Source organism: Planctomycetaceae bacterium, from assembly GCA_039680605.1.
Taxonomy (GTDB): Bacteria; Planctomycetota; Phycisphaerae; order SM23-33; family SM23-33; genus JAJFUU01.
This window is the reverse complement of sequence record JBDKTA010000004.1, coordinates 50,172-59,344: the sequence shown is the minus strand read 5'-3', so window position 1 is coordinate 59,344 and position 9,173 is coordinate 50,172. Positions and strand designations below refer to the sequence as shown.

Here is a 9,173-nt window from a genome sequence, read left to right as displayed (position 1 = left end):
ACACCATGGTATCAACACGCGAAACCATCATTGTCTGCAAGGACCTCGAGAAGGTCTACAAGATGGGCGGCCAGTTGGTCTACGCCTTGCGCGACATCGACCTGGACGTCTATCGCGGCGAATATCTCTCGGTCATGGGTCCTTCCGGCTCGGGCAAGAGCACGCTGTTCAACATGATCGGGGCGCTGGACAAGCCCACCGGCGGAACCGTCAGCATCGGGCAGATCGACCTGACCAAGCTGAGCAGCCTCGAGCTGGCGTACCTGCGCAACCGCCACATCGGGTACATCTTTCAGGCGTTCAACCTGATCCCCTCGCTGACCGCCCTGCGCAACGTGATGCTCCCGCTGCTGTTTTCGGGCATGACGACGCATAATGCCACCGAGCGGGCCACCGAGGTGCTGACGGAAGTGGGCCTGGCCCACCGCCTCAACCACCGCCCCGACGAACTCTCCGGCGGACAGCAGCAGCGAGTCGCCATCGCCCGGGCACTGTCGATGAACCCGACGATCATGCTGGCCGACGAGCCCACCGCCAACCTCGACCTGCACACCGGCGAGGAGATCATCCATACCCTGCGCCAACTCTGCGACGTGCATGGCGTGACGGTGATCACGGCCACTCACGACCACAAGATGCTCGACAAGTCCGACCGCATTCTTTGGATCAAGGACGGCACCAAGGACAAGATCCAGAACCGCGACGAAATCGAAATCCGCGTCGGCAAGGTGGTATAACCCGCCGCACGGGCAGCGGGCAGCGCGGAAACGGATCAAGACGTCCGGGAATAGCGGATGCCGGAAGATATCCACATAGGAGAACCCATGGAAGAATATGCCCTGCGATATTCCGGGCGGCGGTGGGAGATTGTCTACGCGCGCTATGAGGGCGTGCAACAGTTCGCCGTCGATGAACTCCAGCGCACGCTCCAGCGGTATCTTCCTTATGTCGTCGCGGTGCGGGCGGCGGGGACGGAGCGACCGGATGCGGACGTGCATCGCATCCTGATCGGCACGGCCGCCGGCCATGCGGGCGTGGCGGAATGCATGGCGCGCGGGCACGTTGACAAGCCTCAGGGCGCAGGGGCGTACTCCATCGCGGTGTTCAAGAAGGGCGAGGCGAGCACGGCAGTCATCGCCGGGGCGGACGAGGGCGGCGTGCTGCATGGGGCGATGGACTTTTGCGGCCGCGTCCTGGGCCTGGGCGTCGTCGAGGAAAAGCCCGATCTGCAGCAGGCGGCGCTGGACCGGCTGGCCGAGGTGAGATACGCCACCGCTGCGGCGATCGACAACCGCGGCATCTGGACGTGGGGGTACGTGATCTACGACTACCAGCGGTTCATCGACAACATGGCGCGGCTGCGGATGAACATGCTGACGATCTGGAACGACCAGCCGCCGCTCAACGCCCCGCAGATCATCGAGTACGCCCACAGCCGCGGGGTCAAGATCGTGCTGGGCTTCCACTGGGGCTGGGGGCTGGAGAAGTTCGACATCTTCAGCAAGCCCCAGCGCGATGAGATCCGCCGAGGCGTGGTCGAGAACTACCGCCGCAACTACGCCCACCTCAAGGCTGACGGGATCTACTTCCAGACCAGCACCGAGCACACCACCACGGCCAGGGACGGCGTCACGACCGCCAAGGCGGCCTGCATGCTCGTGAACGAAACCGCCCGCGAGCTTCTGGACGAGCAGGGCGATCTATACATCCAGTTCGGTCTGCACGCCACGAGCATCCAGGACCGCTTCGGCGATCTGGCGGACCTGGATCACCGCGTCACGATCGTCTGGGAAGACGCCGGCGCCCTGCCATATACCTACGGCGCGGAGGTGAACCCCGACGCTGTGGACGAGCCCGGCTTCCCGCGCACCCCGGAGGGCACCATCGAGTACAGCCGCAAGCTGGCGACGTTTCGCCCCGGCACGGAGTTCGCCCTGGTGCCCAAGGGCTGGACCGCCCTGCGATGGGACTGCGAGTTCGAGCACCACGGCCCGTTCATCCTGGGCCAGCGCGACGAGACGTTCGTGGCGTCGCGGCTCCAGCGCCGCCAGCGCTGGTGGGACGCCGCCAACTCGGCGTGGCTGCGGAATTATCCGCTGGCCGCGCGCTTCTACCGCGAGATGCTCGCGTGCAAACCGCCGAAGATCACAGCCACCGCACTGATCGAGGACGGCGTCTTCGAGGCCAGGATCCAATCCAGCGCTGCGCTGCTGGGACAGATCCTGTGGGACCCCCGCCGCGACGACGGCGAGATCCTCAGGCAGGCGATGAGTCCGTATTATCGATAGCTCCCAGAGGGGGAAACAACCGACGACGAGGACGAGGACGACGACGAGGACGATAGGACGCGTCGCCAGATCGTGTTGCGCCGCATTACCGGTCGAGCCCGCCACGGCGGATCTTCGACTTGCTCGACGCGGTTTCTTCCCCGAACGCGCGGGGCAAGCCCCGCCGCTAACGAGTGATGAACGACATTCTCGTCCTCGTCGTCGTCCTCGTCCTCGTCGTCGGTTTCTTCTTTCTCCCAGCGGTCACTCTTTCTTTCGAATAATCAACACCAGCAACCACAGCCCCATCACCGCGGCGGTGAGATATCCCAGCACGCCCAGCGTCTGCAAGTTGATGATGCCCAGGACCGTTCCCTCCCGCTGCGTCACCAGCAGGCTCGACCCCACCAGCAGCCCGGCGATGATCAGGGCGAAGCTGATCCGGTCCGAGCTGGTATGAACCGTGCGTACGAGTTGCTCCAGGTGCTCGTGTTGCACGTGGACCTGCAGGCGGCCGTGCTTGAGATGGCGCACGATGGCGGCCAGGTCGCTGGGCAGATCGGTGGCGAGGTTCATTGCATCGAGGGCGGCCCGGCGGGCGCGTCGCCAGAGGGACGCGCCGCTGACCTGTTCGAGCGAGACCCGCCGCGCGTACGGGCGCAAATGCTCTTCGAGGCCGAACTCGCTGTCGAGCGAGGTGGCCATCGACTCGATGGCCATAACGGCCTTGAGCATGAGCGTGAACTCGGCGGGCGGGCGCAGGCGGTGGCGGCGGAAGAGGTCGAAGGTCTGCATCATCATTTCGCCGAAGGGGATTTCTTTGACCGGCAGGGCGTGGTACATGCCCAGCATTTCGCCGGCGTCGCGGGCCAGCTCGCGCACGTCGGTGCTCTCGTCGATCATCTCGAAGCGTTCGAAGTCGTGGATGAGCCCGCTGGGGTCGTTGTCGAGGATCGACTGGACGAACTGCCCGAACAGCACGCGCTCCTGGTCGCCCAGGTGGGCGACCTGGCCGAAATCCAGCGGGGCCAGGACGTTGCCAGCCAGGATGAAGAAGTTGCCCGGGTGCGGGTCGGTATGGAAGAAGCTGAAGTCGAAGATCTGCCGCAGCACGAAGTCCACCCCGCGCTGGGCGATCACCCGCGCGTCCAGCCCCGCCTGGCGCAGCGCCGCGGCGTCGGTGGGCTTGATCCCGTCGACGTACTCCATCGTCAGGACGGCCTTGGTGCAGTACGCCGGGTAGGTTCGCAGAATGTGAACCGTCGGGTCGCTCTTGAAGAGCCGCGCGAAGCGGTCGATGTTGAGGCGCTCGCTGGCCAGGTCCACCTCGCGAGAAACCGCCCGCGTGAACTCCCGCACGATCCGAACGGGGTCGGCCCCGGCGCTGCGCCCCCAACGCGAGCGGAACATCACGGCGATCTTCTCCAGCACCTCGCACTCGCTGCGCAGGGCCGCCGCCACGCCCGGGCGGCGCACCTTGACGGCCACCACGTCCCCCTCGACCGTCACGGCGCGATGCACCTGGGCGATGCTCCCGGCGGCGATGGGCGAGCGGTCGAACTGGCGGAAGTAGTCGCCCAGGGGCTTGCCCAGCTCGCGCTCGACCTCGATGCGAATGGTCTCGAAATCCACCGCCGCCACCTGGTCCTGGAGGCGTTCGAACTCGACGGCGTACTCGACGGGGATCAGGTCCGGCCGCCCGCTGAGCAGTTGCCCCAGCTTGATGAAGGTCGGACCCAGCTCTTCCAGCGCCAGGCGGGCCCGCTGGGGGCGCGAGAGGCTGTGCGCGGTTGGCTTGCGGCGTCGCAGGCGGTCGCCGGCGGTGGAGATCTCACCCAGCCCATACTTGGCCAGCACCGCCAGGATGTGGCGGTACAGCCGCAGGTGCTCGACCGTGCGGGTCAGGCTGAAGGAGAATAATGCCATACACGTTTATCGCGCGAGGGCGGTCTTTCGGCGTCGCGGGGCGGCGGTTTTCCGTGCCGATTGCGGCGAGTGGTTCTGCCGCAGGTTCAGTTGGTCGATCTTGCGCTCGATGCGGGCCAGGTCCTTGCGGGTGGCCAGGTCGAGGCGCTCGGCGGCGGCGTCCACCTGCCGCTGCACCATCGTGCTCAGGTCTCTTCGGGCGTCATCGGCGGCGTTCACCATCGTGTTGACAAATCCCTCGCGGCTGCTTTTGGCCGCTTCGCCGCGCCGGACGAGGTCGTCGAAGACCTCCTCGGCTTTCTCGCGAGTCATGGATAACATCCCCAGCCCCGCCGCCATCAGTTTCTCCACCGATTCGAGCATGGTCACTCTCCCTTTGTTGTGAGAACGGACCGTCTGGTCTACTGGTGAAGTATAGAGGGGGTGGCCATGTGAGAATAACGGGAGCCCCTTGTTCGGCGTCCCAGAGGGACGCCGGGACTCTAGCCGGGGGCAAGTCCTGAGCGAGCGGAGCGAGTCGAAGGCGCAGCCCCCGGTCGGCTTTTCTCTGCTATGCCGCCCCAACGGGGCGGCGGGGCTTATCTCGCGCTACAGCCCGCCCGCCGCTTCGCGGCGGGATCGAAAGAAACCGACCTGCTCCGGGTGCTTCGCCCCCGGCTAGACCCCAAGCGTCCCGTTGGGACGCAGCCGAACTTGTGCCCGGTAGACGGTGGGCAGCGCGGAGCAGCGTTGTTTTGACGGGCTACCGGGTACTGGCTACTGTTTCAAGGCACGGCGCGTTGCACTTGGGAGCGCGTTGGGCGCGGCCGCAGCGGAAGGGTTTGTTGCTCAGGAATATCATCGAGCAGACCAGGCCCAGCAGCAGAAACGAGCCGGCGATGATGTAGGAATACCACGAGGCCGAGGCTCGTCCGGCCGCGTCGTCGCTGAAGCTGTCTTTGACGGCCGCGAAGAGCATCGGTCCGACGATGCCGGCGGCAGACCAGGCCGTCAGGATCACGCCGTAGACGACGGCCATCATTTTGGGTCCGAAGACGTCGGTCACGAAGGAGGGCATCGTGCCGAATCCGCCGCCGTAGCAGAGCAGCACGTAGCAGATCAAGGCCCCGAAGATCCAGGGGTTGCCGGTGAACATCAGGGCGGCGAAGGCGGCAATCTGCGTGACGAGCATGATGCGGAAGGTCTGCACGCGCCCGATGCGGTCGGACAGCCCACCCCAGAAAAACCGCCCGGCGCCGTTGAAGAGCGAACTGATCGCCACCAGCGTGGCGCCGTACCCGGCCAGGAGCGTGGTGGCGTCCGCCTCGGCCAGCCCCGCCAGCGTCGAGGCCATCGTCTTGCGATACAGGTCCTGGATCAGCGGCGATTGCAGGCTGATGATCGAGATGCCCGCGGCGATGTTGCAGAAGAACACCGCCCACATGGCGCCGAACCGCCCCGAAAAGACGCACCACAGAGATTCGTGCTTGATGTCCGAAAGCGAGTTGGCCGCCGAAGCCGAGGCCGACGGCGCATAACCGGCCGGCACATATCCGGCCGGCGGATTCTTCAGGAACGACGCCACGATCAGCGTCACGACCAGGAAGATTCCGCCCAGCATCGCAAAGAGCAGGTCGTAGTGCCCGGCAGAGTCGCCGGTGATCTTGACGGTCAACTCAAACAGCGCCGGCGCCAGAACCTTGCTCATCAGCAACGCGCCCAGACCGAAACCCATGATCACCATTCCGGTGATGAGCCCCTTCTTGTCGGGGAACCACTTGGCAGCCGTGGCCACGGGCGTGACGTATCCCAGGCCAAGGCCCGCGCCACCGATGGCGCCGTAACCGATCCAGAGAATCCACAGGCTATGCCAGTACAGCCCGGCGGCGCCCAGGAGATATCCCAGGCCGAACAGCGCCCCGCCGATCATCGCCAGCTTGCGCGGGCCGTACTTGGCCAGGTTGATCCCGCCCCAGGCCGCCGCCAGTCCCAAAAAGCAGATCGCCACGCTGAAGGCGATCATGACCTCGGTGTTGCTCCATCCGTAAGCCTTGGCCAGGGGCTTCTGAAAATAGCTCCAGGCGTAGACGGTGCCCAGGCACAATTGCAGAAGCGTACCCATGATGGCGATCAGCCAGCGGTTGCCCACAGGGGGCGCAATACGTGCATCACTCATCAAAGCAGACCTCCTTTTAGGCGCGTCACGCGCCAGGTCCTTTTGAGAAACTTCAGCTTAGAACTGCCCGCGGGAGATTTCCAGCAGATTATGCGCCGCCTGCTGTATCAGCGCAGTCGAACATGAACCTTCGGCCGATACATAAGCCGCTGAGGTCGCAGAGGACGCTGAGGATGTTGGAAGATAAAACACACTCTTGCCTCAGCGACCTCAGCGACCTCAGCGGCTGATAGGATCCCTGGACCAACTGGTGCAAAGGCCTGCGCCTCAAAACGCGTTTCGCTGCCAGGACCAGTTGGCCACCTCGGGAAGGTCCACGCCGTTGTCGAGGATGTACTGCTGATGCTCGCGCAGCTTGTTGTCGTACTTGCGGATGAGCGCATCGGCCAGCGCCGCCGTGCCGGGGTGGGCGGCAGCGATCTTGCGGGCCGTCTGCACCACCAGGTGGTAGCGGCTGGTGCGGTTATGCACGTGCATGTCGAAGGGCGTGGTCGTGGTGCCCTCCTCGCGATAGCCGTTGATGTCGAAGCGGTCGTTGCCGGGGCGCTCCCAGAGCAGTTGCTTGAGACCGGCGGTGTACCCGTGATAGTTGATGATCGTCGGGCACCCGATCGGGAAGAGCCGCTGGAAGGACTGCTCGTCGATCCCGGGCGGGTATTTCTGCGGAATGCCTAGCACCATCAGGCGCGTGACGTTGACCACGCGGATGCGCCACTGCGGCGCCTCCTCGCGCAGGAGCTGCGCCGCGGCCATCACTTCCATCGTGAGGTTGTCGCCGATCCCGCACAGCAGCACCTGGGGGTCTTCGCCGTCGTTGGCCGAGGCCCACCGCCAGATCGACGCGCCGGCGCGGCAGTGGTCGATGGCGTCGTCCATCGACAGCCACTGCGGCATCGGCTGTTTTCCGGCGATGATCAGGTGGATCTCGTCGCACTTGCCCAGGCAGTGGTCGACGGTGCTGATGGTGCAGTTGGCGTCGGGGGGCAGGTGGATGCGGTAGATGTGCCCCTTCTTGGTCAGCACGTTGTTGATGAACCCGGGCCCCTGGTGCGAATAGCCGTTGTGGTCCTGGCGCCACGTCTCGCTGGTCAGGATGTAGATCAGCGAGGAGATCGGCTTGCGCCAGGGCACCTCCAGCGCGCCTTTGAGGAACTTGGCGTACTGATTCATCATCCCGTCGACGATGGGCAGAAAGGCCTCGTAGCACGGGAACAACCCGTGGCGCCCCGTCAGAAGGTACCCCTGCAGCCAGCCCTGGCAGTTGTGCTCGCTGAGGACCTCCATCACGCGCCCGTCGCGGGCGATGTGGTCGGCGGGCCCGCTGATCGGCCAGGTGTACTGGCGGTCGGTGGCGTCGAGGACGGCGCCGAGGCGGTTAGACTCCAGCTCGTCGGGGCAGACGATGCGGAAATTGCGCTGGTCCCGATTGAGCTCGATGACGTCGCGCAGGTAGCCGCCCAGGCGGATCATCGAACTGTCTTTGGCCGCTCCGGCGTCGTCGACGTTCACGGCATGGTCGTGGATATCGGGGCGCTTAAGTGCCACGCGCAGGCGCCCGCCGAAGGCGTGGGGGTTCATGCTCATGCGCAGGTCGCCGTGCGGGCACAGCGACAGGATGTCGCACGCCACGCAGCCGTTCTTGTCGAACAGCTCCTGCGGACGATACGAGCGCAGCCACTGCTCGAGCTCTCTCAGGTGCATCGGGTTGGTCTTGGCGTCCTTGGAGGGCACCTGGTGCGAGCGGAAGGAGCCTTCGACGGCGTGGCCGTCCTGCTCCTTGATGCCGCCCATGCCCTTGGGCGTGCGCAGGATGATCATCGGCCAGGCGGGGCGGACGGGCGGGCGGCCCGCGCGGGCCTGGTCCTGGATCGAGCGGATCGTCTCGTAAGCCCAGTCCATCGCCTCCTGGACGTCCCGGTCGAGGCTCGGGCCGTAATCGACCAGGCGCGGATGGTATCCGTAGCCGCGGAACAGGGCGTGGAGTTCGTCGTCGGTCATCGTGGCGAAGATCGTCGCTTGGGCGATCTTGAACCCGTTGAGGTGCAGGATCGGAAGGACTGCCCCGTCGGTGGCGGGGTTGAGAAACTTCGTCGAGTGCCACGCCCCGGCCGTGGGGCCGGTCTCGGCTTCGCCGTCGCCGACGATGCAGACGGTGATGAGGCCGGGATTGTCCAGCACGCTGCCAAAGGCCGTCGCCAGGGCGTAACCCAACTCCCCGCCTTCATGGATGACGCCCGGATAGCCCGGGAACAGATGGCTGGGGAAGCGGTCGGGCCAACTGAACCACCGCACGAACGTCGCCAGACCCTGGCGGTCCCGCGTCAGTTCCGGAAAGAACTCGCTCAGCGCGCCCTCGAGGTACATGTTGGCCAGGTTCGCCGCCGCGCCGTGCCCGGGGCCGGTGATCAACAGGATGCTCGCCGACGTGCGGGTGATCAGCATGTTGAGGTGCGCGTAGATCAGGTTGATGCCCGGGGCGGTGCCCCAGTGCCCCAGCAGGCGGTCCTTGATGTGCTCGCTGCGCAGCGGCTTTTCCAGCAGCACGTTGTCCTTGAGGTAGATCTGGGCCGCGGCCAGGTAGTCCACCGCGCGGCGATAGCGCTCGACGGCCTGGGGCGAAAGCAGTTCGGGCGCGGAGGCTTTGGTTTCAGGTTTTCCAGTCAACGTGCTCATGATGTCTCCCATCTGATGGTTGAGGTCTATAATTCTACCGCTCTGACCGGGGCGAGTTCAGCCGGCACGGCCGATTTGTGATGGCGGACGCCGGAGGTCTGTACAACCAGGGGCCGCGAAGATGGATCATGTATCCCGTCGTATGTTTCTTC

The 9,173-nt window shown here is 65.3% G+C and carries 6 protein-coding genes; 2 read left to right on the top strand and 4 right to left on the bottom strand.

The features are described 5' to 3' along the window. Positions 1-5: 5 nt before the first annotated feature. Positions 6-737: an ABC transporter ATP-binding protein gene (locus ABFD92_00555; protein ID MEN6503002.1), complete on the top strand. Its 732-nt coding sequence runs from the start codon at positions 6-8 to the stop codon at positions 735-737. An 87-nt stretch (positions 738-824) separates the two neighbouring features. After that, complete coding sequence (locus ABFD92_00550) at positions 825-2,288, top strand: hypothetical protein (protein MEN6503001.1); 1,464 nt, start codon at positions 825-827, stop codon at positions 2,286-2,288. Between the two features lie 243 nt (positions 2,289-2,531). Here ABFD92_00550 and ABFD92_00545 read toward each other — a convergent pair whose 3' ends face one another. The 4 genes from ABFD92_00545 to ABFD92_00530 form a co-directional block, all read right to left on the bottom strand. Then, on the bottom strand, positions 2,532-4,193 hold the full coding sequence (locus tag ABFD92_00545; protein MEN6503000.1) for an AarF/UbiB family protein: 1,662 nt from the start codon (positions 4,191-4,193) through the stop codon (positions 2,532-2,534). 6 nt (positions 4,194-4,199) lie between these two features. Continuing rightward, entirely contained in the window at positions 4,200-4,556 is a 357-nt protein-coding gene (locus ABFD92_00540) for a phasin family protein (GenBank protein ID MEN6502999.1), read from the bottom strand. A 379-nt stretch (positions 4,557-4,935) separates the two neighbouring features. After that, complete coding sequence (locus ABFD92_00535) at positions 4,936-6,348, bottom strand: OFA family MFS transporter (protein MEN6502998.1); 1,413 nt, start codon at positions 6,346-6,348, stop codon at positions 4,936-4,938. A gap of 267 nt (positions 6,349-6,615) precedes the next feature. After that, on the bottom strand, positions 6,616-9,021 hold the full coding sequence (locus ABFD92_00530; GenBank protein ID MEN6502997.1) for a phosphoketolase family protein: 2,406 nt from the start codon (positions 9,019-9,021) through the stop codon (positions 6,616-6,618). Positions 9,022-9,173 lie beyond the last annotated feature (152 nt).

Excerpts from the sequence above, each read along its gene's own strand:
- ABFD92_00550 (MEN6503001.1), top strand. The coding sequence starts at position 825 with ATGGAAGAATATGCCCTGCGATATTCCGGGCGGCGGTGGGAGATTGTC.
- ABFD92_00555 (MEN6503002.1), top strand. The coding sequence starts at position 6 with ATGGTATCAACACGCGAAACCATCATTGTCTGCAAGGACCTCGAGAAG.
- ABFD92_00530 (MEN6502997.1), bottom strand. The coding sequence starts at position 9,021 with ATGAGCACGTTGACTGGAAAACCTGAAACCAAAGCCTCCGCGCCCGAA.
- ABFD92_00545 (MEN6503000.1), bottom strand. The coding sequence starts at position 4,193 with ATGGCATTATTCTCCTTCAGCCTGACCCGCACGGTCGAGCACCTGCGG.
- ABFD92_00535 (MEN6502998.1), bottom strand. The coding sequence starts at position 6,348 with ATGAGTGATGCACGTATTGCGCCCCCTGTGGGCAACCGCTGGCTGATC.
- ABFD92_00540 (MEN6502999.1), bottom strand. The coding sequence starts at position 4,556 with ATGCTCGAATCGGTGGAGAAACTGATGGCGGCGGGGCTGGGGATGTTA.